Source organism: Humidisolicoccus flavus, assembly GCF_045689595.1.
Lineage (GTDB): Bacteria > Actinomycetota > Actinomycetes > Actinomycetales > Microbacteriaceae > Humidisolicoccus > Humidisolicoccus flavus.
Window position 1 is genome coordinate 1,738,374 of sequence record NZ_CP142724.1, and the last position, 26,320, is coordinate 1,764,693.

Here is a 26,320-nt window from a genome sequence, read left to right on the forward strand (position 1 = left end):
CCGGTTCGCCGGGCTCCTTTTGTTTTCCCTGTTTCTCGGGAACATCGCATCAGGTCCGCACCGCGGGCGGTGCGACTGGTTCGATCGTCGTCAGACATTCGTCGAAACAAGAAGGGCAGCTCATGTCGGAGGTCAAGCGCCACGCCTTCGCGGGTCGCGGCAGACTCGTGCTGCTCCTTGCCTCCGCTGCAACGGTTGCGCTCTACGCACTGGCCGCGGGCCTCGCGCTCGTGCTGTACCCGGAAGGCGGCTTCGAGCCGACCATCATTTTCCCGGGCTTCGCTGATCCGAGTTGGACAGTCGCTGCATTCGCCTTCGGAATCACGCTCGGTGTGATCCTCTGGAAGGTCGGTGTCGAGAGCCGGCGTGGATCAACGCTCGCAGTCTTCGTCCCACCGGTCGCTTATGTCGTCGCGGGCACCGCCGCAGCGGTGCTCACGATCGCGATGAACGGCGGGAACCCGACGAACTTCATCGCCATTGCCTTGCTCTTCTCGTTCACCTCGACGTTCCAGATCTGGATCGCGCTCTTTCTTTCTCTGGCGGCTTCGACGATTCTCCGCCGACGCGCCGACGACGCCACGCGTTAGCCTGAACAGATGCGCACTCGAATCGCGGCGTACGCCGTCATCGTTGATGACGAGCAGATCCTGCTCTCGCACACGGTTGTCGAGAACTGGGAAGCCTGGACCCTGCCCGGTGGCGGAATCGACCCGGGCGAGCACCCGGAAGACGCTGCGATCCGTGAAGTGTTCGAGGAAACCGGCTTCACAGTGGAGATCACAGACACGCTCGGAGTGGATTCCCAGGTGCTTGATCCTCGAAACGGCGAGGAAACGCCCCTTCACGCGATCAGGATCATCTTCACCGCACGGATTGTTGCGGGCGAGCTCGTCTTCGAGCACAGCGGCTCTACAGACCGTGCTGCGTGGTTTGCGCTCGACGAGCTTCCTCGCCCACGAGCTGCTTCGATCGATCTCGGGCTCGAATGGGCGCTCGATTTGAGCGCGGATAGCGGCGAGACCCGCTGAGAACGCGTGGCCCTCGCGTGATCGCGGAGTGCGCGATTCGAGGTCACGCCGCAACGCCTGAGGTCACGCCGCAACGCCGAAGGCCCGACGATGCTCAACTTCAAGAGAACGAAGAAAGCCCCCTCCATGTGGAGGGGGCTTTCTTCGCGAGGCGAACCCGCCTCATGCAACCATGACGGCTGCGGAGTCTGTCTAGACCGCTGGGTCTTCACCCCGCGGTGCTTCGACCTCGTCGGAGTCTGGGATCCAGAGGTCATCGTCTGCACGAAGGGTCTGCCACGCTGCGTACGCCGCACCTGCGACAGCAACTGCGCCGACGCCGATCAGGATCCACTGCACTGGGCCTGGGCCCGACTTTGCAGCTTTGACCTCAGGAACGCGGCCGTACTTCTGCACGTTCTTGATCGCGTCCTTGACGCGCTGGTCCTTTGCAATCTGCGCGTATGCGGCAAACGAACCGAGCCCACCAGCAACTGCAGGGAGCACCTTCGAGTTCCAGCCACGGGTTGCCCCGTGCAAAACGTTACGACCGCGGTTGACGCCGGATTCAGCGAAATCGCGGACGGTGGGAGCGAGCGACTCTGAGCCGTATGCACGAGCCTGAGCACTTGCCTGGCGGGCGAGAGAGCCTGCCTTTTCTCCAACTTCGCGCTGCACAGACCAGAGCTTTTCTGCCTGCTTCCGAAGCTTCTTGATCTCACGTTCGCGCTTCCGCGTAAGTGCAAGTGACATTTTTGCGTCCTTCCCCGATGGGTTACAACTGAAGTAATACTTGCAGGTTTTTCCTGAGTGCACAGTAGAAGACAGTTATTTTCGCTGTGGTCGAACGCGCCCGGTTCCAGCCTGACACCTCCGAGCTGGCGTGGAATGATTCATGTATGGCTCATCACACCGCAGTAGCGACCATCCAGACCAACCTCGGAACCATCAAAGTTGACCTGCTCGGAGATCACGCTCCGAAGACGGTGGCAAACTTTGTAGAACTCGCCACCGGCGCACGCGAGTGGACTCACCCGGAGACGGGCGTTACGAGCACCACCCCGCTCTACGACGGCACGATCTTCCACCGCATCATTCCTGAATTCATGATTCAGGGCGGCGACCCACTCGGTCAGGGAATCGGTGGCCCCGGCTACCAGTTCGACGACGAGATCCACCCGGAACTCACCTTCAACGAGCCGTATGTGCTCGCAATGGCGAACGCCGGAATTCAGGGCGGTCGCGGAACGAACGGTTCACAGTTCTTCGTCACGACCGTGCCGACGCCTTGGCTGCAGGGCAAGCACTCGATCTTCGGTTTCGTCACCGACGCTGAGTCGCGCGCAGTCGTCGACAAGATCCAGGCCGTCGACACCGGCTTCAACGACAAGCCCCTCGAGGACGTCGTCATCGAGTCGGTCTCCGTCGAACAGGTCTAAGGCAGGCAAGTAGTGAGTTCACCCAACTCTGGCGTGTGTTACCGCCATCCGGACCGCCAGAGTTGGGTACTCTGCCAGCGTTGCGGTCGGACGATCTGTCCGTCCTGCCAGACGCAGACCCCAGTGGGCGCACAATGCCCAGAGTGCATTCGCGAAGCGAGCGCATCTCAAAAAATTCGGCACCGTGAAACCCGCAAAGCCCAGGGCCGCTCCACAGCGCCCCTCTGGCTGCGCCGCTTTCTCGGGCGCCCGAGCGCCGTCACCCTCTCGATCATCGCCTTGACCACGGTTGTCGGCGTGCTGCAGATTTTTGCGTACGGGCCGGTGACGAACGCACTCGGGTACTTCACACCACTCGTGCTCCTCGAGCCCTGGCGCATTGTGACCGCCGCGCTCTTGCACGGCGGCATCATCCACTTCCTCTTCAACATGTACGCGCTCTATTTGCTCGGTCCGGCGCTTGAAGAGCGGCTCGGCAGGATTCCGTTCCTCGTGAGCTACCTCGTGCTCGCGGCAGCAGGCTCCGCGGCCGTGACCATCTTGGCTCCGACGAGCTTCGTCATCGGAGCAAGCGGCGCAATCTTCGGACTCTTCGGTTTGTATCTCGGCCTGCAAGGGTCATTCGGACGGATCGATCCCCAGCTGCTCATCATTGTCGGACTGAACCTCGTCATCGGCTTCACGATCGCCAACGTTTCCTGGCAAGCACACGTCGGTGGACTCGTCGTCGGAGTTCTGATCGGGTTCATCGTGGGGCGCCGTGAGAAACGCGCGGTACGCGCGGGAACCAAGCCGACCGCCGTGATCTGGGGCTCGATCGGGCTCGGTGCGCTTGTCACTGCCGCCGCGTTCGCCTTCGGTATCTCCAGGCTTTTGTAATCCCACTTCGGGCCGACACGCCCGGGCATCCACTCTCCACAGAGTTGTCAACACCTGTGGACAAATAACAGGCGTGTAATTCGATAGTTGTCCACAGCTTTGTCAACAGGTGTGGACAAACTACAGCAGTGTAATTCGCTCGAAATTCGCGGTGCGTTGTCGGTCTCCGAGGCGCTGATCCGCCGTGTATTTCGGACTGTTCACCACGGACAACGCTGTATTGCGCCAGCACAAAAAAAGACGAGCCACCCGAAGGTGACTCGTCGATGATCAACTGCGCTTATCGCCAGCGAGTTGTCATAAGGAATCCGATGAACATGATTCCGAAGCCAATGACGATGTTCCACGAGCCGAGCGTCGCAACGGGGTAGACGGTGCCCGAGATGTAGTAGACGATCACCCACAAGAATCCGAAAATCATGAAACCAAACATGACTGGTTTGAACCATGCAGGGTTCTTCTTGTCGCTCGATGCCGAAGCGGAGGATTCAATTCGTGCCATAAGACCTGATTCTAACCCAGGCCCCCGCCTTACGCCCACACTGGGCAGAACCCGGGCTGACACGGAAACTGCCGATGCGTAGAATCAGAGCCATGTCATTCGAGTCGGGCCGCCACGCCGCATCGCGTGTCGGACGGCACGGACCTACCTCCTCCGCTCCTGCTGCTTCCGATGCCGACCCGGTGAGTGACGAGGCTGTTGCACCGCGCGAGCCGCGCAAGAGGCGAGCGAGGCGTCGGGCCCGGGTGACCGTCGGATCGGTGTTCGGCGAGATATTCATGACCGCCGGCATTCTCGTTTTCGGTTTCGTTGGCTGGCAGGTCACGCTCGCCGACACGGTGTTCGGGACCCAGCAAGCGCAAAGCGCTGCCTCGGCAGCATCCGGGTACGCGAGCTCGGGTGTCGCGAGCGAACCACTTCGAACCGACGCTCCGCCCATCAGCGAGCGACCTGCCGAACGTGAGCAAGTCGCCGTCATGTACATTCCGGCGCTCTGGGGTGATGAAGGTCGAGTGGTCGGCGAGGGGACGAGCCGTTTCGTGCTCGATTCACCCTCCCTCGGCCTCGCCCACTACGCGGAATCCGTGATGCCCGGCGACATCGGAAACTTCGCCGTTGCAGGGCACCGCAACGGGCTCGGGGGACCGTTCACGAACCTGAACCACCTCGCTATCGGCGACCGCATCTATGTGCAGGTCGATGACGCGTGGATGGTCTACGAATTCCGGAACTCCGAATATGTCGAACCGAGTGAGGTCGGCGTGGTTGCCCCGGTTCCGCAGTTGCCCGAGGCCGCAGCGGGTGATCGCCTCTTGACATTGACGACCTGCAATCCGGAATGGTCCTCGGTCGGCCGATTGATCTCATACGCGGTGTTCGTCGGTTGGAGCAGCACTGGTCAGCCCGCGGAATTCGCTGAAGACGTCGCAGCAGGAACGAGCATCTGATGTACGGAGCGCTCTGGAGGGTGATCCCTGGCCCGGTATGGTTCAAACTGGTCGTAGTACTTGCGCTCGTCGCCGCAGTCGCAGCGGTTCTGATTCTGTACGTGTATCCCTGGGTACAACTCACGTTCTTCCCGACACCTGAAGTGACCGTGTCGTAGCTTCGCTTCGACATCAAAGGAGAAAAACGCCATGCGTGTCCTCGTCGTCGATAATTTCGACAGTTTTGTTTATACGCTCGCCGGCTACCTCGAGCAGATCGGTGCCGACGTCACGGTCGTGCGCAACAACCAGATCGAGGCCAGCGAGATCCGCAACTGGGATGCCGTGCTGCTTTCCCCGGGCCCGGGTGCGCCCGCCGACGCCGGCGCGAGCATCGCGATCGTGCACGAGGCCATCGAACACCGGGTGCCGCTGCTCGGAGTCTGCCTCGGACACCAGGCCCTCGCTGAAGCGCTGGGCGGTGTGGTCACGCACGCAGAGCAACTCATGCACGGTAAAACCAGTGCGGTCGAGCACGACGGATCCTCGTTCTACAGCGGAGTCGCCTCGCCGTTCACTGCGACTCGCTACCACTCGCTCGCGGTCGTCGACGGCACGGTCCCCGATTCGCTCGTCGTGACGAGTCGAACCGTCAACGCAGCTGGTGTCGGAGTCATCATGGGGCTTCGCCATGAGAGCGCCCCCGTGTACGGCGTGCAGTTCCATCCGGAGTCGGTGTTGACCGAAGGCGGGTATCAAATGCTCGGGAACTGGCTCGAGGAGGCCGGTTTCGCTGGAGCCGCAGAGCGTGCAGCGTCATTCGCCCCGCTCGTCACCTTCGCAAAACCTCCGGCAGCAAGCGCTGAGGTCAGCGCGGTCTCCTGACGTGGCTTAGCGCGGCGGCGTCGAGCGCACGGCACCTGCGACGCTCCCGCGAACCTCGCGAAGGAGAGTGCGGATCGCGTCCTCCGCTGCATCCGGGTTTCGTTCCGCAATGCTCTTCGCTGCGAGCCAGTGCATCTGTCTTGCAAGGGGGAGCGGGTGTTCGGGCATCATGTCGTAACGGGTGCGCCCAGTCAGTACCTCGGCAATGACGGCGGAGAGCTCGCTGAACATCTCGTTGCCTGAGGCTTCGAGCAGAAGCGAGTGGAACGCGATGTCGTGCTCCAAGAAGGTGCCGAGCGCACCGGCCTCTCCGGTTCGATCGAGATGTTCTGCGAGTTCCAGGAGCGCAGCCTGTTGCGCTTCGCTTGCGTTCAGTGCGGCATTTCGCGCGGCGATGGGCTCGATCGCGTGGCGGAGTTCGGTGAGCGAGGCGATCTGTTCGGCGCGGCCGTCGCCAGCAAGTCGCCACCTGATCACACGCGGGTCGAACAAGTGCCATGAGGACGCTGCCTGCACCGTGATTCCGACTCGTCGTCGAGCGCTGATGAGACCCATCGATTCCAGAACTTTGAGCGCTTCTCGTACAACGGTTCTACTGATGTCGAACTCGACTTCGATGTCTTCGGTGCGGAGGACGGCCTCGGCCGGGTACGTGCCGTCGATGACGCGGAGCCCGAGGGTCTCAACAAGGTCGTCTTGCAAAGTTTGCCGAACCATCAACAGCCTTCCGCATTTGCTGTGTCTGACGAGCTCCGTTGGCGATGCTCGCTCTTGACGACTGTAGCAAACATATTATGTAATACTTTTGGGAGCGTTCTGCTTTCGAATTGAGAATGGATGGATTCGTATGTCGCCGGTTGAGCACCTCGTCGTGATGGGCGTCTCCGGCGCAGGGAAGACGACGATCGCGCAGGGCATCGCCCACGCGCTCGGCCGACCATTCGCAGAAGCAGACGAATTCCACCCTGAAGCAAACGTGCAGAAGATGTCCGCCGGAATCTCGCTCTCCTCAGAAGACCGCATGCCGTGGCTCGACTCGATCCGGATCTGGATGGACGAGCAGGGTGCCAAGGGGCTCTCGACGGTCGTCGCATGTTCGGCACTGCGCGAGGTCTACCGCGAACGGCTGAACGCCGCGCAGGGGAGCGTGCGGTACGTGCACCTCACTGGCGATCGCGAAATGATCCGTGAGCGGATGGCGCGACGCAACGGCCACTTCATGCCGGCATCGCTGATTGATTCGCAATTTGATGCACTCGAACCGCTCGGCCCCCACGAACACGGAGTCAGTGTTGGCGTCGAGGGTACGCAGGCGGAGATCATCGAGAACGCCCTCGCCGCGATCCGCTCGTAGACCGGAGCGACGAGGAGGCGACGCCGGACCGAGCGCGCCCCAAACACGCGTTGCGCTGGGCGATCGCTGCTTTGACGCTAGTCTTCGTCGTTTCCGTTTCCGTTGTCCCCAGGAGGAGCAGGCGGAGCAGGGTCAGGGACCGGAGGCGTTGTCGGGTCTGGCGTGTTGGAAGGCTGCGGCGGTGGCGGCGGCTGGCCACCACAGTAGGTGAGCGTGATGGTGCCGCCCTGCGGCTGCTCGCCCGGTGCGATCGACTGCGCGGTCACTCGGCCGCCCATGCATGACTGCAGAATGATCCGGCGAACCGTGTAACCGATGTCGTCGGCGGTCAGCATCGATGCAGCGGAGCTGTAGCTCATTCCGACCACGTTCGGAATCGTGACCCGACCGTTTGAAACGAAGACGTCGATCTCAGTGCCGATCGGCGTTGAGGTGTCGGCACTCGGATCGGTGCGGATCACGACACCTTCTGGCACGGATGCAGAAGGGATCCGGTTGACGGCGCCGAGTGCGAGACCCTCGGTTTCGAGCAGATTCGTCGCTTGATCGATCGTGAGACCAGTCATGTTCGGCAGGGGGATCGGTGGCGGACCATTCGAGATCACCACACGGATCGAGGTGCCAGGAGAGACGGGAACGCCTGCGGTGGGTTCGGTGCGGAGCACTTCTCCGACCGGTGCATCGTTCGTCTCTCGAGAGACCGAAGCGGCAAGTCCTGCCTCGGAGATGGTCTCGAGCGCTGTGGCTTCTTCGACGCCGACTATGTCGGGAACGTCGACAGAGAGACCCGCGATTGGAAGATTCGGCCCCTGTTGAATCGCCCAGAAGACGATCGCGAACACGAGCACACCGATAACGGCGATGCCACCCCAGATCCAAGCGATCGGCGGTCGTGACTGTGCGTTCGGGGTGTACTCCTCGTCGCCGAGCTCTTCGAACATTCGCGTTGCGCTCGTCGCAGCGGCGGGCGCGAAGAGGGTGGTCTCGGCATCTTCGACCGGGATCGCGATGCCCTCTTTGGAGTCATCGAGGGCTTCTTGGAATTCGGCTGCGCTCGCAAAGCGGTCGCGCTTCGATTTCGTGAGCGCCTTCAGCACGACGGAGTCCATCGCTGGAGAGATACCCGGAACGAGTTCGCTCGGCACGGGAGGAGGCTCGCTGACGTGCTGATACGCGACCGCAACCGCTGTGTCTGCACGGAACGGCGGACGACCGGTCAGGAGTTCGAACAACACGATGCCGGTCGAATAGAGGTCGCTGCGTGCGTCGACGACTTCGCCGCGTGCCTGCTCCGGTGAAAAGTACTGGGCGGTGCCGAGGATCGCGCCGGTCTGTGCGACGGTGGCGCTGGTCTCGCTCACCGCGCGAGCGATTCCGAAGTCCATGACCTTGACCTGGCCACCGGGCGTCACCATGATGTTGCCCGGCTTGATGTCGCGGTGAACGATGCCGGCGCGGTGCGAGTATTCGAGGGCGGTCAGAATGCCCTTGGTGATGCGGATCGCCTCAGACTCAGACAGCGGGCCGTCTGCGTAGATCTCTTTGACGAGGCGACCGTCGACGTACTCCATGACGATGTACGGGATCAGGATCGAATTGCCACGCGAATCTTTCGCGGGTTCTTCTCCCGCATCGAACACGCGAACGATCGTCGGGTGCGACATACGGGCCGCAGCCTGTGCTTCCTGACGGAAGCGAACACGGAAGTCGGGGTTTGCGCTGAGCTCTGGCTTGAGCAGCTTGATCGCGACCTTGCGGTCGAGCCGAGTGTCGAGACCGAGGTGCACTTCTGCCATGCCGCCGCGGCCGAGCAGCTCGCCGATTTCGTATCGTCCACCGAGAGTCTTGACGGAACTCGCAATCTGTTCAGCCACGTTTCTCCCTCCACACTCGCGCTCCAGCATGACCCGTCAAAAGGGGTGCCGTAGGGAGTCTACTTGTTCGCGAGTTGTTCCCAGGTGAGACCTGAGGATGATTTATAGAGCCGTAACTCGTCCGAATGTCCGAGCTATTCTCCTCGGATAATCGTGTCGGCCGCACCATCGATCACGTCGGTCGCGCCATCGGTGCCATCGGTTGGCGCCGGGGTTTCCGTCGCTGGTGGTGTCGATGGCACGGGCTCCTCGGTTTCGACCGGGGGAGCAACTGCGGTGAGCGCGAGACTCGGGCTCGAACCAGTCACAATCTGGGTTCCAGATTCGTTACTGCACGTGACCGTGTATGCGACATTCGTAGTGCCTGCGGCGAGGTTCTCGACAACGCCAGTCGGCTCCGCACCAAGGATCGCCTGCGTCTGCTGGTTGCTCGGGCTCGTGATCTGCAGTGTGTAGCTGCTCACGACAAAGCCGGCGGGGCAGGTGAAGGCCTCCCAGTTGATCGTTGCGGACTGACCGACTTCAAGAGCGTTCGGATCGCCGCTTTCAAGGGTCGGGGTCGCTGTGGGATCTTCGGCCGAAGGCACTGCGCCGTAGATCGTCGCAGTCACTGTCGAGCCCGGGTCGACGCGGTTCGTCGGAGAGACGTCGTACACGGTGCCGACTTCGGAGGCGTTCGAGGCGGCGTTGCCGGTCGTGATCTCCGGGGTGAGCCCGAGGGAGATCATCGCGTTCCGGAACTCGGCTTCAGTCATGCCGATGAAGTTCGAACCGTCGCCGAGGTCGATGGGTTCTTCCGTCGGTTCTTCGCTCGCAGTCGGCGTCTCGCTCGTTTGGCTCGGAGTCGGCTCCGGCTCGTTGTCGCCCTGGAATCCCCAGATTGCGATCGCGGCGGCAGCGAGTCCGATCACGATGATGCACGCGAGCACAATGAACGGCCACTTCCATGGGTTCGATTGGCCCTCTTCAACCTCTTCCTCTTCGAGGATCGGAAGCGCGGCAGTACTGGGTGCCGACTGCGTGTTGAGCACGCGGGTCGCGGCACCGGTCGGGGAGTCGATGGTCGCGAATGATCCGGTCGCTGCGATGCCGGGCACGATTGCTGCAGCACCCGCAATGTCACCACGGCGAAGCATGGTCGCAGCTCGCGACAAGTGCGCTGCCGTCGTCGGACGGTCCTCGGGCTTCTTCGCGATGCAGGAGAACACGAGGTTGCGCACGGGCTCTGGCACGGTGCCTGGGAGCTCGGGCGGGTCGTCGTTGATGTGTGCCATTGCGATGGCGACCTGGGATTCGCCCGTGAACGGACGCTTTCCAGCGAGCGCTTCGTACGCGACGATTCCGAGCGAGTAAATGTCGGTCGTCGGCGCGGCTGCCTGCCCGCTCGCCTGCTCGGGCGAAAGGTACTGCACAGTGCCCATGACCTGACCCGTTGCCGTCAGCGGCACCTGGTCGGCAATGCGTGCGATACCGAAGTCGGTGATCTTGACGCGCCCCTCGGGCGTGATCAGCAGGTTTCCGGGCTTGATGTCACGGTGGACGAGCCCGGCCTGGTGTGCCGCGTGGAGCGCTGCCGAAGTCTGCGCAACGATGTCGAGCACACGGTCGCTCGGGAGCGTGCGTTCACGATCGAGGATCGCACTGAGCGCCTCACCGGGAACGAGTTCCATCACGAGGAAGGCGCTGCCGTCTTCCTCGCCGTAGTCGAAGACGTTCGCAATGCCCTCGTGGTTGACGAGCGCTGCGTGACGGGCCTCGGCGCGGAATCGCTCGAGGAACCCGGGGTCACCCATGAATTCGTCTTTGAGAATCTTGAGCGCGACGGTGCGGCCAATGACGAGGTCACTGGCTTGCCACACTTCGCCCATTCCGCCGATCGCGATCCGGCTGGAGAGCTGGTACCGCCCACCGAAGGTGAGTCCGCTAGAAGGTCTCATTGATTCAGCACCGCCTCGATCACTGCCTTACCTATTGGGGCTGCGACGACATTCGACGTCTGCCCTGAAACATTTGCATCTGGAACTACGACGACAGCCACCGCAACTGACTGTCCGTTCGATTCACCGAACCCTGTAAACCAAAGGTTAAAGGGTCGTTGCTGACCGTTTGCATCGAGACCATTCTCTGCGGTTCCGGTCTTTCCGCCCACTGTCACACCCGAAATTGCAGCATTCGTTGCAATACCGGAAGTAACTCCCTCGATCATGACCTCCTGCAGGGCTTCTGCGGTGGCGGGACTCATCGCCTCGCCGATTCGAGAAGGCTGTGGGTCGGCCACGATACTGAGGTCCTGTGCGATCACCTGGTCGATGAGGTTCGGCTGCATGAGCGTGCCGCCGTTGGCGATTGCCGCGGTCGTCATCGCGATCTGCATTGGGGTGGTTCGCACGTCATACTGGCCGAACGCCGAGAGCATGAGTTGTGCGGAATCCATGTCTTCAGGGTAGATACTCGGGCTGACCGCCATCGGAATATCGAACCGTTGTCCGTAGCCCATCTTGACCGCTTGCTCGCGGATCGCATCTTCACCGAGCTCCGAAGCGAGGAGCGCGAACGGGATGTTGCACGAGAGCGTGATCGCGGTCGAGAGCGTCGCCTGTTCGCCAGGGCCGCAGGTGTCGCGCGAGGCGTTTCGGATCACGGAGGTCGAGCCCGGCAACTGCAGGGTCGCGGGGTTGTCGAACTCTGAGTCGAGCGTGTAGTCGCCGCTTTCGAGCGCCGCAGCTGCGACCACGAGCTTGAACACACTGCCCGGGTGGTAGAGGTCGCCGCCGATCGCGCGATTCTGAAGCGGCTTCGACGGGTCGGCAGCCATCTGGTTGTACGCCTCGATGACGGCGGAGGAATTGTGGTCGGCGAAGACGTTCGGATCGAAGCTCGGGGTGGACACCATGGTCAAAACGTCGCCGGTCGCGGGATCGATTGCGACCACCGCGCCTTCACGGTCGCCGAGCGCCTCATAGGCGGCTGCTTGTGCAGCGTGCGAGATCGTCAAGGAGACCGCCGAGCCCTTGGGGTCTTGGCCTGTGAGCAGTGCCTCGAGCTGGCGCAAGAACTGGCTGTTGGCGGTACCGGTGAGTTCGGGGTTCATCGCGCCCTCGATCCCGGTGTTGCCCTGATTCAAGGTGAAGTAGCCGGTGACCGGTGCGTACATCGGCCCGAGCGGGTACTGGCGCTGGAACTGGTAGTCATCGTTGCTCGGAACGCTCAGTGCGACCTCAAGACCCTGCACGATGATCTGCCCACGCTCTGCCGAGAACGAGTTGTAGAGCGCCCGGGTGTTGCGCGGGTCGGAGCCGAGAGCCTCCGCATTCACTGCCTGAATGATCGTCGTCGAAGTGAACAGCGCGACGAACATGGCGAGCACGAGAATGCCGAGACGCCGAACCTCGCGAGTCATTGTTCCGGTTTCTGAGCTCATCGTTCCACCACCATTCTGCGTTGCGATCGAACCGTGTCACTGAGGCGCAGGAGCAGTGCGCAAATAATCCAGTTCGCGAGCAGCGACGAGCCACCAGCGGCGAGGAACGGCATTGTGAGACCGGTGAGCGGGATAACGCGGGTGATGCCACCGACCACGATGAACACCTGCAGCGCGATCACGAAGGAGAGTCCCACGCCGAGGAGCTTCGTGAAGTCATCGGGGCTGTTGAACCCGATGCGGAGCCCACGCGAGACGAGCAGCAAGTAGAGCGCGAGGATCGCGAAGACACCGATGAGGCCGAGCTCTTCTCCGAGCGAAGCGAAAATGTAGTCGCTTTGCGAGTACGGCGTCACCTGCGGGCGGCCCTGACCGAGCCCGGTGCCGAGGAGACCGCCCTGGGCCATCCCGAAAATACCCTGCACGATCTGGAACGACCCGCCGGCCGCTTCGTAGTACTGCTGACTGAAGGCATTGATCCAGCCATCGATTCTTCGTTGCACGTAGCCAAGAGTGAGGTAGGCGGCCGTGCCTCCTGCACCAACGAGGAAGACGCCGAGCACGATCCAGGACGACTTACCGGTAGCCACATAGACCATCACGAGGAAGAGCCCGAAGTACAACATGCTCGTTCCGAGGTCGCGCTGGAAGACGAGCACGAACATGCTCGCAGCCCAGACGATCACGAGCGGGCCGAGGTCGCGCATGCGAGGGAAGCGCATCCAGAGGAATTTGCGCCCGCCAACGGACAGCGAATCACGCGCCGTCATGAGATACCCGGCGAAGAAGATTGCGAGCAGGATCTTTGCGATCTCACCCGGCTGGAAGGTTGAACCGGCGACGTTGATCCACACCTGTGCACCGTTGATGCGTCGTCCGAGACCCGGAATGATCGGCAGGATCAGCAGCACGATGGCACCGAGCATCGCGATGTAGCGGAAGCGAGCGAGCACTCGGTGGTTGCGAATGAGCACGAGTACGAAGAACCCGATGACCATCGCAAGAGCGGTCCAGGCGATCTGGCGAACACCCGTGGAGCCCCAGCCGGCGGCGTTCTGTGCAAGGTCGATTCGGTAGATCATCGCGATGCCGAGACCGTTGAGCACGGTGACGATCGGCAGGATCAGAGGGTCGGCTTCGCGCGCGACGAATCGCATCGCGATGTGCATTGCGAACGTGATGACGCCGAGGCCGCCAGCAAGATACAGCAGCCACCAGTCAACGGTGCCGTTGACGCCGAGCTGCACGAGGCAGATCGCTGCGCCCGCGATACCGAAGGCGACCAGGAGGAGGAAGAGTTCGAGGTTTCGCAACTTGGCTGGGTTGCGAATACGGATCTTGATCTTCTCGGTGGTCTCGCGGATCGAGATCATGCCGGTCTGGAGGGCGTTCGTCACGGTGCGGCCTCCAATCGTTCGACGATCTCGCGAGCTTCAGTCAGCGAATCCGCGGAGATCGTGCCCTCGACGGCGTTCGAAGTGAAGGCATCGAGCGTATCGATATCGATGTCGGTCGTCTCGACCACCGAGGACAGCGTGAATGGACCGATCCCCTGCTGGATGCCCTGGAAGATCGCGACGTGGCCGTCGGAGATGCCGACGAAGTAATGCGTCTGGGTCCACTCGTAGAAGAAGAACCCGGCAACGATGACGCCGATGACGGCGAGGAGACCCGCGAAACTCCAGATGAGTCGACGGCGGATGTTTCGTTTCCGCTGCTCCCGGATGAGATCTTCGAGGTATTCCTCGCTCTCGGGCTCATAGTGTTCGGGTGCAACGTGCGAGAGCGTCTGGATCGGGTGGAACAGGATCGAGGTGAGTCGAATCGGAGCGCGCTCCTGCTCGACTGCCTCGTACTTCACGGGTTTCGTCGCGCTTCCGACGACGACGGGTTCGACGTCTTCACGGTTCTCGTCGTCGACGTCCATCATCACGATGGTCACGTTGTCGGGCGCGCCTGCAGAGAGCGCCTCCTGAAGCAGACGCTGCGTGGTCGCGCGCGCATCGCGGCCCGCGGCGAGGATGCTCTCGATCCGCTCTTCGGGAACGTAACTCGACAAACCGTCGGAGCACAGGATCCAGCGGTCGCCCTCGCGAATGGGCTCGACCATGCTGTCGATTTCCGGGTTCGTCTCGACGTTGCCGAGGATGCGCATGACGACGTTGCGCCTCGGGTGGTGCTCGGCCTCTTCGCGAGTGATCCGGCCAGCTTCGACGAGCTTCTGTACGAAGGTGTGATCGGTCGTCACCTGTGAAATTCGACCGCCGCGAAAACGGTAGATCCGGCTGTCGCCGACGTGCGCGATAACCGCCTGGTCGCCGACCCTGACGAGCCCGGAGAACGTGGTGCCCATTCCTTGCAGCTCTGGGTGCTCGCGCATCGCATCCTGCAGGGCGGTATTTGCAGCCTTGACCGCTCGAACCAGACTCGAACGGGCGTCTTCGATGCCGTCATACTCGCGGTCGGAGTCGCGAAGTCGACGGATCGTGATCGCGCTTGCGACGTCTCCACCGGCGTGCCCGCCCATACCGTCAGCGACGGCATAGAACTGGGTTCCGGCATACCCCGAATCCTGGTTGTCGGAGCGCACGCGCCCAACATGGGAGACGGCGGCTTGAAGAGGGGTCTGCAAGTTAGCGCCTCAACTCGAAGCTGGTCGTACCGATGGTGACGGTGCTGCCAACTCCAACGACGACCGAGCCGGTGATCTTCTTGCCATCGACCTTGGTGCCGTTCGTGGAATTCAAATCGCGCAGAGTCCAGTGACCGTTCTCTTGCGAAAGCTTGGCGTGCTCGCCCGAGGTGTAATCGTCTCGGATCACGAAATCAGTGCTGCTCGAACGACCGATCGTGAGACCACTGCTTGGCAGCGGGACTTCCATGCCGGCCTTCGGGCCCTGCGTGACGACGATGCGGTTCGGCGTCGCGGTCGGTTGCATGATGTTGCTCGATCCCTGCGAGGAGGGAACGGAGGCGCTTGGTTTCGCGCGCTGGGTGACCGTAGTCGGGGCATCTGATGAAGCTCGCGGCGTCGGCCGGGGCTCACTCATTGCGGGTTCTGGGCGGTTCGCGTTCTTCGTTGAAGGAGCCGAGACTTTGGTGATGCTGGTGCCGAAGAGATCGCTTCGGAGTGCGTACACGATGATGAAGATGAAGACCCAGAGCAGGCCGAGGAAGCCGAGCCGGAGTACGAGGAGGGTGAGTTCACTCATACGCTGCCTTTCGATTCGGCCAAGACGCGGTACACGATCCGAGTGTTCCCGATATCGATGATCGAGTCTGGCTCGAGCAGCGCCTTCTTCAACGGCTTGCCGTTCAGCAGTGTGCCGTTGGTTGATCCGAGGTCTTTTGCCTGCGCACGTGAACCGTCCCAGAGGATCTCCGCGTGCACGCGGCTCGCACCCGAATCATCGACGACGATGTCGCTCTCTGAGCCTCGGCCGAGCACGGTGCGCCCGCGCTTCAATGCGTAGCGGTTGCCCTTGATGTCGACGACCGCGTTCCAACGAACCTCGCCCTTGACGTTCTCGCTTTCGATGCGAAGGATTCCGGTGCTGAGGCTCTCGTCTTCGTTCAGGCTGAGATCGATGCCTCCTGCAAAGGAGTAACCGTTTTCGACTGCGTGCTTCTGCAGCATGCTGGTGAGTTCGTCGGTGAGCGACTCACCGAGGCGCTGCATCGAGGCGTAGTCGGTCGAAGACAGCACGACGCGCAACTGGTTTGGCACCAGAATTCGCTCGCGGCTCACCACGGCGGCCTTTGTATCGAGCTCGCGGCGAAGCGCCGAGGCAATCTCGAGAGGCTGCACGCCACTCTTGAAAGTCTTGGCGAAAGCGCCATTGACGACGCGTTCTAATCCACGCTCAAAGCGATCGAGTAATCCCACGAATGTGTCCGTCCCTTCGGGCAGGTCGTTTCGATGGTACCCGCACAAGCCATGAACCTGATATTCTCACTAAGTTGCATCAATGATGACGACACATGCGCGGGTGGCGGAATTGGTAGACGCGCTGGCTTCAGGTGCCAGTGCTCGCAAGGGCGTGGGGGTTCAAGTCCCCCTCGCGCACATGGAAGAAGGCCTTCGATCTGGAAACAGATCGAAGGCCTTTTTTGGTTCTCGCGAGTGATTTTTTGCCAGATTGCTTCGGATGTTGTTCGTGTCCGTGGAACGCAGGCAGTTTGAGCCGGGGGCGGGCGCGTGATTCTGTAGAGCTCACGCGGATATGCGCGCTGTGAAGGAGAAGCAAATGGATGAGCCAACCTCGGTGGAGGAGTGGTCTGAGCTGTTGATGCTCGGGCCACGCGGTCGGCGGCTGCTCCTCGAGTTCGCGCTTCGTGCTGAGCGGCTGCGCGACAGCGAACAGTTCGACGATTCGTTCGCGACCGCGGTGATGTTGGCGGCAACGGCGCTCGAGCCGGGGCAGACCTCGAGCACGGCGTTCTTCGGCGACGTCCCGCATCCGGGTCCTCTTCAGGCGATCAGCCCTGCGGAGGCGGCCGCGCGGCTCGACGAGGTCGAGCTCCCAGAGGTCACACCCGAAGTGCTGCGAGCCTGCCTCGCCCGCTCGGTCGATGCGGCGATGTACTGGCAGCCACAAGACGGCGAAGACTTGCTCGCCTCAACCGAGGAAATGCGCGCTGCACTGAGGCGCGTTGCTCGTCACGTCGCCGCCTCCGATGCTGTCGCGTGGTGGCGTTCGGGCGTTGCGGTGCAGTCGCAGTGGATGATCCGATGGTCCGGTGACCCGATGAAGGAAGTTGCACGAGACCCGCTCGCCGAGTTGCGCGACGCCCGAGCGCGGGTCATCGAGGCCGAGTCGACCGCCGCACGCAAATGGCTCGGCAGGCCGCGACGGAACGTCAGTGGCGAGTGGTGGGCACATCCGGGCTGGGCGATGGTGTCCTCAACGCGAGACATTATCGATGCAAGCCCAGTCGGCCTGTGGTCTGTGGAAGACAGCCTCGGGTGGGAAGCGGCGGAGGCGTATCCGCTCGATGTTCCAGCCGGACTCCGCGTGTTTGAAGTCGAAGGCCCTGAAGCATGGGCAGCTTTGTGTGCCCGGTTCCCGATGGTGGTGACCGCACAGAAGCAGCACGATTGGTCCCGGGTGACCGGCCGGGAAGGCGCCTGGGTTGTTCCGGACTGGTCGGCGGTTGCCGAGCAGTACGACGGAGTGCACCTGCAGGCTGCGGCATATCTGTCCGCCGCCGGGACCCTGATTCCCGTGGATGACGAGACCGCGAGCCTTATTGCAGGTTGGAACCCTGATGAGACCTACTGGTTCTCCGCAGCGGTGCGCCCCCGCGCGGAACCCGTTCGCTGGGAACTCGACCATGATGACACCGAAATTCCATGGGTGAGGCAATGAGGCTGTATCGACTGGTCCGCTGACTGCGTCGCGTCGCCGATGACGCGGCGGACGCTCGCAGACATCTCACACGTTGCTCTCAGCTCTACCGTTATCAATATCAATACTGATAACATTCGAGTATGACCAGTTCTTCCGCTTTACTGCACCCGATTCGGATGCGGATCATCCAATCGTTCCTTGCTCACGGCACGTTGACGACGAATCAATTGCACGTGGCGCTCGCCGACGTGCCGATCGCGACCCTGTACCGACACGTGAACGTTCTGGAGCAGCACCGACTCATCGAAGTAGCCGAAGAGCAGCAGATCAGAGGTGCGAGCGAGAAGACGTTCCGCTTGGCTCCAGAGCTCACGAATCCGAGTGCAGACGAGCTTGACGCGCTCAGTGACGACGCGCTCATCTCAACGTTCACTGTGTTCACATCTGGGCTGATCAATGACTTCAGCGAGTACGTCCATGCTGGTGCGCCGAACCTCCACGCCGACCGCGTGAGTTTTGCGCAGGCAGGCTTCTGGGCCAGCAACGATGAACTCGACGAATTTGGCCGTGATCTGATGGCGGCGCTCGAAAAACTCCTCGCCAATTCGCAAGCGCCCGGACGCCGTCGGCGAGTACTGAGCACCGTGATCATGCCGAGAGAGCAACGCTCGAGCACGGACGACTCGGACCTCGGGGCGAGGGCGTGAACCTCTTCGACTTCGACAACGCAATGGTGATGCCGCTCATACCCGTGCTCGTGTTTGTCGTCGGCCTCATCGCCTGGGCATTGATCGACATCGCACGTTCTCCGGCGGTTGTCCGACTCCCGAAATGGACCTGGGTGCTCGTCGTGGTGTTTGCGATTCCAGCAGGCGCGATCGCCTATTTCATGCTCGGGCGCACTCGGCAGCAGGCTCTTCGCGACGAGGACCTGCGGTAATGGCAGCGCTGATGGTTCGCGGGTTGACTCGCGAATATGCCGGTGGTGGAGGAATCCGAGATATTTCATTTGCCGCAGAAGATCGAGCAGTCACTGCTGTGATCGGGCCGAACGGTGCAGGGAAGACGGTGTTGTTCACGCTCATCGCAGGGCTCGCGCGACCGCAGGCGGGCTCGATTTCGTTCGCGAACGAGCGGCCTCGTGTTGCCTACTGCCCAGATGTGCCCCAATTCGAGCCCTGGTTGACGGCGCTCGAAGTCGTCACAACCTCGTTGTCCCTCGCGCCACCTGCTGCACGCATGAAAGTAGCGAACACCCTTCCGATGGCTCCCGAAGCCGCGCTTGAAGCGTGCGGGCTCAGGGCGGTGATGCACCGACGCGTTGCCGACTTTTCGCGTGGGATGCTGCAACGGCTCGGAATCGCTGCAGCGCTCGTCAACGAACCCGAGATCCTGATCCTGGATGAACCGAGTAGCGCGCTCGATCCGATCGGGCGCGCGGAGATCCGCGAGATCATTCGAACTCAGAAGAACCGGCGGTGCATTCTGCTCTCCAGCCATTTGCTCAGCGAAGTAGAGCAACTCGCTGACTCGATCGTGGTGCTCGACCAGGGACGGGTGGTCGCGTCTGGCACACCGGATTCGATTCTGATCCAGGGTCTCGAACCAACCTGGGTCATTCGATTCGGTGCGCCGCCGCTCGTCGATGCCGCCACAATCAGCGCCTCATTCCCCGGGGTGAAGCTCGAATCGAGTTCGCCGACGCTGTGGAGTGCAGGGTTTGAGAGCTTTCAGGACGCCGAGCGACACCTTTCGGCGCTGCTGAGTGCGTGCAATGCGCCGTTGCTGGAAGTCACACTCCGAGATCGAGACCTCGATGCTTCGTTCGCCCGGCTCGTCAGCAAGGTCGGGGCATCATGAACGTCATGATCAACGCTGCTCATATTGAGCTTCGGCGGCTCGTGCGCTCCGGTCTGTTGATGGGTCTGCTCGTGACCTTCGGATTCTTCGGACTTTCCGGTCCTGCGCTCGCGGTATTCATGCCGCAGATTCTGCAGGCCGCCTCAGGGACGGAGCAGATCACCATCACGGTTGCGGAAGCCACATCGGCTGACGCGATCGCTCTGTTCAACCAGAGCGCAATGCAACTCGGTCTCATTTTCGCCGTCGCGGTTGCGATTACTTCGCTGCATTGGGACTCGCGCCCGGGATCGTCGATTTTCTACCGCTCTCGTTTGCACGGTCTGGCTCAGCTCATCTTTCCCAGACTCCTGATCGTCGCAATCGCTGTGCTCGTGAGCTACCTCTTCGCGCTCGTGATCGCAGCAGTGCTTGCAGCGGCTGTCGTCGGGCCTGTCGATGGCGCCATGATTGCGCGAGTCGGGGCGTCTTCGTCGGTGTTCATCGTTATGGCGCTGTGCCTCGGATTTCTTGTGATGACAATCACACGACGGACAGCCACCTCGGTTGCGGTCGCAACGATCCTCGTGCTCGTCCTGCCGTTGCTGAGCAGTGTTCCGACAATCGCCGAGTGGGTGCCAACCACATTGCTCAGCGCCGCAGAACTCAGCGGAACCGCGCTCATTGCGCCACTGGTCACTGCGATCGTTGTTTCCGTTGGGTGCCTCGGAGCAGCGACTGCAATTGCCAACTCGCAGCAATTGCGACGCGACTCGTAGCTGGCAGCGACTATCGCTCGCTCACCGAAATAGCGCTGGTCGTGCCAGGTGTTGCCGGTGCGGGAGCCTCGCGCTCGGAGGCGTCCAGCCGAGTCTCAAGCACAGCGAGCATGCGCACTTGCTGCGGGTTGAGGAGGTCATTGCTGAACTTTGCGAGCAGCGCGTTCGTGGATTGCAGCTCTTCGCTCTCGCCGAATGCTCGAATCGACGACAGCACCGGTGCGAAGTTCTCGGCGAATGCCGCGGCGAGGTCGTTGATTTCCTGTTCCGAAGTTTCGGGGCAGAGACGTTCGAAGCGATCCGACAACGCCATCACGGGAGCGAGCAACTCTGGGGTGCTCAACTGCTCGTAGAGGCCAGTGAGGTGTTCCATTCCTTCGTCGCCGACGAAATGGGCGAGGAGCACGGAATGGTCGCGGTCGACCTGACTCATCGCCTTGGTCGTGGTTTCGCTGGCAAACACTGCGAGGAACGGCGCGAGCTCTGGTGGAACATCCAGCGGCGTGCGGTGATCGCGGAGTCGCCGCACCAGTGCTCGTTGCTTCGTCAGTTGCTCGATCTGGTTCTCGAGTTCCGCGTCGAGCTCATCGAGCAGTGCCAGTGAGTCTGCATCGGGTTCGTCGAGCAGGCCCGCCATCCGTTCGAGAGGAATTCCGAGCGATGCGAGTCGTCTGATCTTCAGGACTCGGACGAGGTCGTGCACTGAGTAGTCCCGGTAACCGTTCGTGCCCCGCGCTGGCTCAGCCAGCACCCCGACCTGGTGGTAGTGACGCAGTGCGCGCACGGTCACGCCCGCGAGTCGCGCGAGTTCGCCACTATGCACGGTCAGCCTCCAGTTGCTTCTCCTCCTTAGTTTGCCCTGAAACGGGTTCGAGCCCACGGAGCGAGCGGGCGAAGATGCCGATGGCGAGTGCAATCAACCACACGCTGCATGCTGCGATCGCCGCAACCGTCACATTCACGTACTCCGTCAGGAGGGCTGCGCCGAAGATTCCGATTGCCGGTGCAACGGTCATGATGGCGTTCTGCGTTCCCATGATGCGACCACGCATGTCCTCAGGGATCCGCTCGATCATGAGCACGCCGATGAGGCTGCCAAAGAGTCCACTGGAGAGTCCGAGCAGGAATGCGCCGAGGAGCACGATCCACACGGCGGGGAGCGTTGCGATGAGTGCGAAGCCGAAGGTCGTGCCAATGAGTCCGGAGAGGAACCAGGTCCGGCGGCGACCGTTCGTGCCGAGGACGGCGTAGAGGACGCCGCCGATGAGTGTGCCCGCGGCGAGGGCGCTGAGCACGAAGCCGAGCAGTCCGGGCTGCGCCTCGAGGGTGAAGTACACGGGCAGGATCAGCCCCTGGAGTGCCGAGAGGATGATCACCGAGATGATGCTCAGCGCTGTCGTCGTGATGAGGAACTGGCTTCGGAACAGCACTCGCCACCCGTCGCGGAGTTGCGAGAGCGTGCTGGCTTTTGCGGTCGCTGGCGCACCGGCTGCTGCGGATTCGACGCTCGGGACGATCGCGCCGACTCGGAACGGAATGAGCAGCGTGAGAAGTGCGGCGGCGAACGAGGTGGCGGCGGTGATCCACAGCACGGTCGAGCCGTCGAGGAGAACCATGAGCGTGCCAGCGGCAGCCGGTCCGAGCAGGATCGCGACTGCGCCGAGCGCCTCTCGGATGCCCATGAGCCGCTCTGGGCCAATGCCACTGTGCCGGACGATCGCGGGAAGCAGCGCTTCGCGGGCGGTCATGCCTGGGACGTCACCGAGCGAGCCGATGATTCCGAACAGGATGAACCATCCGAGGTTGAGGCCGGAGATCATGTCGACGATGGGCAAGGCCGCGATCGATGCGGCGGAGATGAGATCGGTGACGACCGAGGAGGTGCGCCGATTGATGCGGTCGATGACGACACCCATGAAGAGACCAGCCAGGAGCGCCGGGAGCGCGCTCGCGGCAGCGACGGTCCCTGCTCCGAGTGCGCTGCCCGTCATCTGCAGCACGATCAGGGGCAGTGCGATTCCGGTGATCCCGTTGCCGAGGAGCGACAGGAAGTACGAGGAGAGATAGGCGAGCGATGTGACGTTCATGTCTCTAGTCAGAACTATGACGTAGGGGCGGGGTCAAGTCGGTTTTGTTCGAATCTGAATTATCGGGAATCTCGCTCGTATTGCCCGAGTTGTTGTGAATGGAGCGAGACGCCTCGCTCCACGAGTTTTCAGGAGGTCACCATGGCGAAGAAGATCGGTTTTCTTTCGTTCAATCACTGGCAGGACGTTCGGGGGTCGAAGGTGCGCACCGCTCAAGGCTCGCTCGTCCAGTCGATCGACCTCGCGGTTGCCGCCGACGAGATCGGGCTCGGTGGCGCCTACTTCCGGGTGCACCACTTCGCTCGCCAACAGGCAGCACCGTTTCCCCTGCTCGCAGCAATCGCCGCACGCACCTCGAACATCGAAATCGGCACAGGCGTCATCGATATGCGCTACGAGAACCCGATGTACATGGCTGAAGAAGCAGCCATCACCGACCTCATCGCCAATGGCCGATTGCAGCTCGGGATCAGCCGCGGCTCACCCGAACCCGCGCTCCAGGGTTACCGATCGTTCGGATACGACCCGGAAGACGACCAGAGCGGCGGCACCCTCGCCCGCCAGCACACCGCCGACTTCTTGGACGCGATCTCCGGCGAACCGATGGCGACCTCTGACCCGGCAATGACCGGAGTCCGCCAAGGGCTCGCGATCACGCCCCAATCTGAGACGCTGCGCGACCGCATCTGGTGGGGAGCCGGGACGCGGGCGACCGCACAGTGGGCGGCCGAGCAGGGAATGAACCTCATGTCCTCGACCCTCCTCACGGAAGATACCGGCGAACCCTTCGATCGCCTTCAGGCTTCGCAGATCAGGATGTTCCAAGAATCATGGGAGGCCGCTGGCCACACGCGACGGCCAACCGTAAGCGTCAGCCGGAGCATCATCCCGATCATCGACGACGAATCGCAGCAGTACTTCGGGCTCCGCGCGCAGGTCGAGGGCAGCGACCAGGTCGGTGTGCTCGACGGTGCCATGTCTCGGTTTGGTCGCTCCTACATTGGCGACCCGGAAACGCTCGTGAAAGAACTCGCGAATGATGCCGCGGTGGCGCTCGCAGATACGGTGCTCGTTACGATCCCGAACCAATTGGGCGTCGATTTCAACCTGCGCTCACTCGCGGCGATCAAGAAGATCGGCGATGAGCTGGGGTGGGGCGAGTCTCGCTGAGGTTCGCGCATTGGAGCGCCGCGTTGCGTTTCCTGACGCCCGAGGGTCGCACTCGGAAGTCTGACCTCGTCGATCGTTCCACGGGAGGTGCGCTCGCTTCGCGCGACGTGACCGCCTGGTTTATCCACAGGCCCCGACTGTGTGCCGAGGCGAGTCCGTGAATCTCCTTACACTTTCGAGTTGGTCTCTGAGCGTTGCGATGCCGCAGACCTTGGCACCGCGCAAGGTCAGCGGTTTCGAAAGGAAAAGGTCGCACCGCGATGACGCACCAACCGCCGTACTACCCCGCGCCAGGTCAAGGCCAGTATCCCGCCCCAATCGCACCGCCGATGAGCGTGCCGGGCTATGCCTACGCAAACCTCGACACGCATCGGTCGCTTACGAAGTATCTTCTGCTCGGGCTGATCACCTTCGGGATCTACACGATCTGGTTGACCGCGCGAGCCGGCGATGACCTCAATGCAATCGCGAGCCGACGGGACAACCGTCGCACCATGAACTTCTGGCTCCTGGCGCTCGTCGTGGGGCCGATCACTTTCGGATTCGCCTACATCTTCTGGTGGCACAACTCGTGCGACCGCATAGGAAACGAGCTGCAACGCCGGGGCATGACGCGAACCATCACCGCCGCTGACTACTGGCTCTGGGGCGTGCTGGGCGCATTCATCATCGTCGGGCCGTTCATCTTCATGTACAAGCGACTGCACGCGATGAACCAGTTGTGCGCTGACTACAACTATCGCGGCTGAAACTACTGTTCATCAGGGGACGAGCGTTCCCTCGGGAGTCTGAGTCGAGCGGCGACCGCGGAGGCGCTTCGAGATCTTGAGGTGCTGTTGCACGACGATGACGCTCACGATGATGAGCACAGCACCGACAGGCTCGTTCCAGGTGATGTGTTCGCCGAGGATGAGCGCGCCGAGCACAATGCCGACGACTGGCGTGAGGTAGGTCACCGTGGAGCTCGCAACTGGGCCCCAGTCGAGGACGACGCGGGTGTTCCAGACGTACGCGAAACCGGTGCCGAAGACTCCGAGCGCGACGAGCGCCAAGACCGGGACGACCTCGATCTGCATGGCGCCCATCGCGAAGATCGGCGCGATGACGATGCTCATGACAGCCGCCAGCACGATCTGGACCGCGGCCACGACCACGGAGTCGTGGTTCTGCTTGCCGACGACGTACTTCCGGAGCCACAAGAACCCGATGCCGTAACAGGCCGTTGCAGCGAGACAGGCGGCCTGCGCGGGCAGTGATGCGGCGAACGCAGGATCGGCGATGAAACGCCACAGACCCGTGACGACGCCGACGCCGACGATGCCGAGCACGATGCCGCCGACCTGCACCGCGGTGAACCGCTCGGTGCGCACACCGATCGAGACAAAGATTGCGGTCCAAATCGGGGTCGTGGCGTTCAGGATTGAAGAGAGCCCCGACGGCAAGAACTGACCCGCCCACGCGAACAGAATGAAGGGTGCGACGCAGAGAAACACTGCGACCACCGCGAGGTGGGCCCACACGCGAGGCTCGCTGGGCCAGCGACGCCGGGTCAGCACCATCAGGAGTACAAGCGTGAGCGCGCCGACCACGAGTCGACCGAGCGCAACCTGGCCCGGTGAGAATGAATCCAGTGCCACCTTGATGAGCAAGAAGCTCGAACCCCAGGTCAACGCGGTTGCAATGAACGCGAGCGCCGTGAGCGACAGCAGCGGCCGGGGGAGTGTGGTCATGATCGTCACGTTATCCGTACGGACCGACATTGTTGACCATATGTTCGGCGGCGCTGCGCCGAGAGGAAAACGCTAGCTCGATGCACCCGTCATTCGTGCCCAGAAGCCGAGCTTTCGCTCGGTCCAGCCGTGGTGCGTGAGCACGTCTCGAACGGCGTTCTTCGGCAGTTCGCTGTCGAAGTTCCAACCGGTCGCGTGACCGACCTCACCATGGTCGACGGCGACCGGTGCGAAGGTTTTGTTGAAGCTCTTCTTTTTTATGGAGCCCTTGAACGTCGTCTTGCTGAAGCTCAATCCATTGGAGTTGACGTCGACGCTCGACTCTTCGGTGTGATCAGTGAAGGTAAAGGTCGCGTCTTCATGCAACGCCACGATGAGACGGTAGCTCGCATCGACCGACGCTGCCGAGAGCAGCCCGGCCCACTGCGCATCCGCGTAGTTCCAGGTGCCGATCACTCCCTCTGGGCTCGGGCTCCAAGAGAACGGCACTTCCGGGCGATTGAGCGTCATAATCGCTGCGACGACTTGGGCCTGTGGTGCACTCATTGGTGATCCTTCGGTCGTGACGAGCGATGCGCTCGTGCTGGTCCCGAGTATCCCCATCGCACCCGAGTGCGGCCTGAGTGTCTTCGAGAAGGCGATGGTTCGCCATGCAAACGCACGCGCGGCACTCAGCGTGGTGAATCTCGCCGTTCGACAAAGTAGCTTCGCACTGCAGCGATTGGCGCCGTCTTTGCGGTGCTGGTGAAACGAAAGAACACGCTGAACGGAAGCAGCGCTCCTGAAGTGGGAACCATCACGCCATCGATGCTCGCTTCGCGGCCGTGGCTGAGGATCGCGCCAAAGCGGAGTTCACGGAGCGCGGGGCCTGCAGAGATCCAAGCCTCGACGGCATCAGTTCCGCGCATTGGAGTGTTGCCATTGACGCTCCACTCCACATCATCGGAGAGAAATGCGGTGACCAGCGATGCTTCTCGCGCGGCGAGATGTGTGGTCAACTCGCGGACGAGTTCGCGGCGAGGAGCATTCCCGCAGTCGGGCTGATCGACGATCTTGAGTTTGCTCATCTACTGC

Annotated in this window: 30 protein-coding genes and 1 tRNA gene; 16 read left to right on the top strand and 15 right to left on the bottom strand. The window is 62.1% G+C overall.

Annotated features, from left to right (window positions below; genetic code table 11):
• The first annotated feature begins 122 nt into the window (after positions 1 to 122).
• Positions 123 to 590: a hypothetical protein gene (locus tag U2H20_RS08335; RefSeq protein WP_430591825.1), complete on the top strand. Its 468-nt coding sequence runs from the start codon at positions 123 to 125 to the stop codon at positions 588 to 590.
• Between the two features lie 9 nt (positions 591 to 599).
• Positions 600 to 1,031, top strand: a complete 432-nt coding sequence (locus U2H20_RS08340) for an NUDIX hydrolase (RefSeq protein ID WP_430591826.1) — start codon at positions 600 to 602, stop codon at positions 1,029 to 1,031.
• Positions 1,032 to 1,223: 192 nt separating this feature from the next.
• Here the strand turns inward: U2H20_RS08340 and U2H20_RS08345 are convergent, their stop codons facing one another.
• Entirely contained in the window at positions 1,224 to 1,763 is a 540-nt protein-coding gene (locus U2H20_RS08345) for a hypothetical protein (RefSeq protein ID WP_430591827.1), read from the bottom strand.
• A 146-nt stretch (positions 1,764 to 1,909) separates the two neighbouring features.
• Here U2H20_RS08345 and U2H20_RS08350 point away from each other — a divergent pair, with 146 nt between their 5' ends.
• Positions 1,910 to 2,449 carry a peptidylprolyl isomerase gene (locus tag U2H20_RS08350; protein ID WP_430591828.1) on the top strand — a complete coding sequence of 180 codons (540 nt, stop codon included), beginning with the start codon at positions 1,910 to 1,912 and terminating at the stop codon, positions 2,447 to 2,449.
• 123 nt (positions 2,450 to 2,572) lie between these two features.
• The gene (locus U2H20_RS08355; protein WP_430591829.1) at positions 2,573 to 3,328 is read left to right on the top strand and encodes a rhomboid family intramembrane serine protease; all 756 of its coding nucleotides are present in this window, start codon (positions 2,573 to 2,575) and stop codon (positions 3,326 to 3,328) included.
• 280 nt (positions 3,329 to 3,608) lie between these two features.
• Here the strand turns inward: U2H20_RS08355 and U2H20_RS08360 are convergent, their stop codons facing one another.
• Positions 3,609 to 3,830 carry a cell division protein CrgA gene (locus U2H20_RS08360; RefSeq protein WP_430591830.1) on the bottom strand — a complete coding sequence of 74 codons (222 nt, stop codon included), beginning with the start codon at positions 3,828 to 3,830 and terminating at the stop codon, positions 3,609 to 3,611.
• Between the two features lie 92 nt (positions 3,831 to 3,922).
• Here U2H20_RS08360 and U2H20_RS08365 point away from each other — a divergent pair, with 92 nt between their 5' ends.
• Genes U2H20_RS08365 through U2H20_RS08375 form a run of 3 tightly spaced genes read left to right on the top strand, consistent with a single transcriptional unit; the run spans position 3,923 to position 5,641 of the window.
• Entirely contained in the window at positions 3,923 to 4,777 is an 855-nt protein-coding gene (locus U2H20_RS08365; RefSeq protein ID WP_430591831.1) for a class E sortase, read from the top strand.
• The gene (locus tag U2H20_RS08370) at positions 4,777 to 4,935 is read left to right on the top strand and encodes a hypothetical protein (RefSeq protein WP_430591832.1); all 159 of its coding nucleotides are present in this window, start codon (positions 4,777 to 4,779) and stop codon (positions 4,933 to 4,935) included. The genes U2H20_RS08365 and U2H20_RS08370 overlap by 1 nt, the downstream gene beginning before the upstream one ends.
• Before the next feature lie 31 nt (positions 4,936 to 4,966).
• A complete protein-coding gene (locus U2H20_RS08375; protein ID WP_430591833.1) occupies positions 4,967 to 5,641 on the top strand; it encodes an anthranilate synthase component II in 675 nt (224 codons plus the stop codon).
• Between the two features lie 6 nt (positions 5,642 to 5,647).
• On the opposite strand, the gene U2H20_RS08380 is transcribed toward U2H20_RS08375, so the two are convergent.
• A complete protein-coding gene (locus U2H20_RS08380; RefSeq protein ID WP_430591834.1) occupies positions 5,648 to 6,358 on the bottom strand; it encodes a FadR/GntR family transcriptional regulator in 711 nt (236 codons plus the stop codon).
• 130 nt (positions 6,359 to 6,488) lie between these two features.
• Here U2H20_RS08380 and U2H20_RS08385 point away from each other — a divergent pair, with 130 nt between their 5' ends.
• Positions 6,489 to 6,995 carry a gluconokinase gene (locus U2H20_RS08385; protein ID WP_430591835.1) on the top strand — a complete coding sequence of 169 codons (507 nt, stop codon included), beginning with the start codon at positions 6,489 to 6,491 and terminating at the stop codon, positions 6,993 to 6,995.
• Between the two features lie 77 nt (positions 6,996 to 7,072).
• On the opposite strand, the gene pknB is transcribed toward U2H20_RS08385, so the two are convergent.
• From pknB to U2H20_RS08420, 7 genes are all read right to left on the bottom strand, one after another.
• A complete protein-coding gene (pknB, locus tag U2H20_RS08390) occupies positions 7,073 to 8,869 on the bottom strand; it encodes a Stk1 family PASTA domain-containing Ser/Thr kinase (RefSeq protein WP_430591836.1) in 1,797 nt (598 codons plus the stop codon).
• A gap of 134 nt (positions 8,870 to 9,003) precedes the next feature.
• A complete protein-coding gene (locus U2H20_RS08395) occupies positions 9,004 to 10,806 on the bottom strand; it encodes a protein kinase domain-containing protein (RefSeq protein WP_430591837.1) in 1,803 nt (600 codons plus the stop codon).
• Positions 10,803 to 12,290 (bottom strand): penicillin-binding transpeptidase domain-containing protein, encoded by a 1,488-nt coding sequence (locus tag U2H20_RS08400; protein ID WP_430591838.1) that lies wholly within the window; start codon positions 12,288 to 12,290, stop codon positions 10,803 to 10,805. The genes U2H20_RS08395 and U2H20_RS08400 overlap by 4 nt, the downstream gene beginning before the upstream one ends.
• A complete protein-coding gene (locus U2H20_RS08405) occupies positions 12,287 to 13,663 on the bottom strand; it encodes an FtsW/RodA/SpoVE family cell cycle protein (protein WP_430593620.1) in 1,377 nt (458 codons plus the stop codon). Before U2H20_RS08405 ends, U2H20_RS08400 begins: the two co-directional genes overlap by 4 nt.
• A gap of 20 nt (positions 13,664 to 13,683) precedes the next feature.
• Complete coding sequence (locus tag U2H20_RS08410) at positions 13,684 to 14,922, bottom strand: Stp1/IreP family PP2C-type Ser/Thr phosphatase (RefSeq protein WP_430591839.1); 1,239 nt, start codon at positions 14,920 to 14,922, stop codon at positions 13,684 to 13,686.
• 1 nt (position 14,923) lies between these two features.
• Complete coding sequence (locus U2H20_RS08415) at positions 14,924 to 15,502, bottom strand: FHA domain-containing protein FhaB/FipA (protein WP_430591840.1); 579 nt, start codon at positions 15,500 to 15,502, stop codon at positions 14,924 to 14,926.
• On the bottom strand, positions 15,499 to 16,176 hold the full coding sequence (locus tag U2H20_RS08420; protein ID WP_430591841.1) for an FhaA domain-containing protein: 678 nt from the start codon (positions 16,174 to 16,176) through the stop codon (positions 15,499 to 15,501). Before U2H20_RS08420 ends, U2H20_RS08415 begins: the two co-directional genes overlap by 4 nt.
• A 96-nt stretch (positions 16,177 to 16,272) precedes the next feature.
• Here U2H20_RS08420 and U2H20_RS08425 point away from each other — a divergent pair.
• From U2H20_RS08425 to U2H20_RS08450, 6 genes are all read left to right on the top strand, one after another.
• A tRNA-Leu gene (locus U2H20_RS08425) sits at positions 16,273 to 16,357 on the top strand.
• A gap of 180 nt (positions 16,358 to 16,537) precedes the next feature.
• Positions 16,538 to 17,659 (top strand): hypothetical protein, encoded by a 1,122-nt coding sequence (locus U2H20_RS08430; protein WP_430591842.1) that lies wholly within the window; start codon positions 16,538 to 16,540, stop codon positions 17,657 to 17,659.
• 122 nt (positions 17,660 to 17,781) lie between these two features.
• Positions 17,782 to 18,348 (top strand): helix-turn-helix domain-containing protein, encoded by a 567-nt coding sequence (locus U2H20_RS08435; protein ID WP_430591843.1) that lies wholly within the window; start codon positions 17,782 to 17,784, stop codon positions 18,346 to 18,348.
• Positions 18,345 to 18,581 carry a PLDc N-terminal domain-containing protein gene (locus U2H20_RS08440; protein ID WP_430591844.1) on the top strand — a complete coding sequence of 79 codons (237 nt, stop codon included), beginning with the start codon at positions 18,345 to 18,347 and terminating at the stop codon, positions 18,579 to 18,581. The genes U2H20_RS08435 and U2H20_RS08440 overlap by 4 nt, the downstream gene beginning before the upstream one ends.
• The gene (locus tag U2H20_RS08445) at positions 18,581 to 19,501 is read left to right on the top strand and encodes an ABC transporter ATP-binding protein (protein ID WP_430591845.1); all 921 of its coding nucleotides are present in this window, start codon (positions 18,581 to 18,583) and stop codon (positions 19,499 to 19,501) included. Before U2H20_RS08440 ends, U2H20_RS08445 begins: the two co-directional genes overlap by 1 nt.
• A complete protein-coding gene (locus U2H20_RS08450) occupies positions 19,498 to 20,259 on the top strand; it encodes a hypothetical protein (RefSeq protein WP_430591846.1) in 762 nt (253 codons plus the stop codon). The genes U2H20_RS08445 and U2H20_RS08450 overlap by 4 nt, the downstream gene beginning before the upstream one ends.
• A gap of 10 nt (positions 20,260 to 20,269) precedes the next feature.
• Here the strand turns inward: U2H20_RS08450 and U2H20_RS08455 are convergent, their stop codons facing one another.
• Positions 20,270 to 21,082, bottom strand: coding sequence for a MerR family transcriptional regulator (locus tag U2H20_RS08455; RefSeq protein ID WP_430591847.1), 813 nt, complete (start codon positions 21,080 to 21,082; stop codon positions 20,270 to 20,272).
• Positions 21,075 to 22,346, bottom strand: coding sequence for an MFS transporter (locus U2H20_RS08460; RefSeq protein WP_430591848.1), 1,272 nt, complete (start codon positions 22,344 to 22,346; stop codon positions 21,075 to 21,077). Before U2H20_RS08460 ends, U2H20_RS08455 begins: the two co-directional genes overlap by 8 nt.
• 141 nt (positions 22,347 to 22,487) lie before the next feature.
• Here U2H20_RS08460 and U2H20_RS08465 point away from each other — a divergent pair, with 141 nt between their 5' ends.
• Together U2H20_RS08465 and U2H20_RS08470 are read left to right on the top strand one after the other, a co-directional pair.
• On the top strand, positions 22,488 to 23,516 hold the full coding sequence (locus U2H20_RS08465) for an LLM class flavin-dependent oxidoreductase (protein ID WP_430591849.1): 1,029 nt from the start codon (positions 22,488 to 22,490) through the stop codon (positions 23,514 to 23,516).
• A 260-nt stretch (positions 23,517 to 23,776) separates the two neighbouring features.
• Complete coding sequence (locus U2H20_RS08470; RefSeq protein ID WP_430591850.1) at positions 23,777 to 24,265, top strand: DUF4234 domain-containing protein; 489 nt, start codon at positions 23,777 to 23,779, stop codon at positions 24,263 to 24,265.
• A gap of 12 nt (positions 24,266 to 24,277) precedes the next feature.
• Here the strand turns inward: U2H20_RS08470 and U2H20_RS08475 are convergent, their stop codons facing one another.
• From U2H20_RS08475 to U2H20_RS08485, 3 genes are all read right to left on the bottom strand, one after another.
• A complete protein-coding gene (locus tag U2H20_RS08475) occupies positions 24,278 to 25,246 on the bottom strand; it encodes a DMT family transporter (protein ID WP_430591851.1) in 969 nt (322 codons plus the stop codon).
• A gap of 72 nt (positions 25,247 to 25,318) precedes the next feature.
• Positions 25,319 to 25,792 carry a hypothetical protein gene (locus U2H20_RS08480; RefSeq protein WP_430591852.1) on the bottom strand — a complete coding sequence of 158 codons (474 nt, stop codon included), beginning with the start codon at positions 25,790 to 25,792 and terminating at the stop codon, positions 25,319 to 25,321.
• Positions 25,793 to 25,917: 125 nt separating this feature from the next.
• The gene (locus tag U2H20_RS08485; protein ID WP_430591853.1) at positions 25,918 to 26,313 is read right to left on the bottom strand and encodes a hypothetical protein; all 396 of its coding nucleotides are present in this window, start codon (positions 26,311 to 26,313) and stop codon (positions 25,918 to 25,920) included.
• Between the last annotated feature and the right edge of the window lie 7 nt (positions 26,314 to 26,320).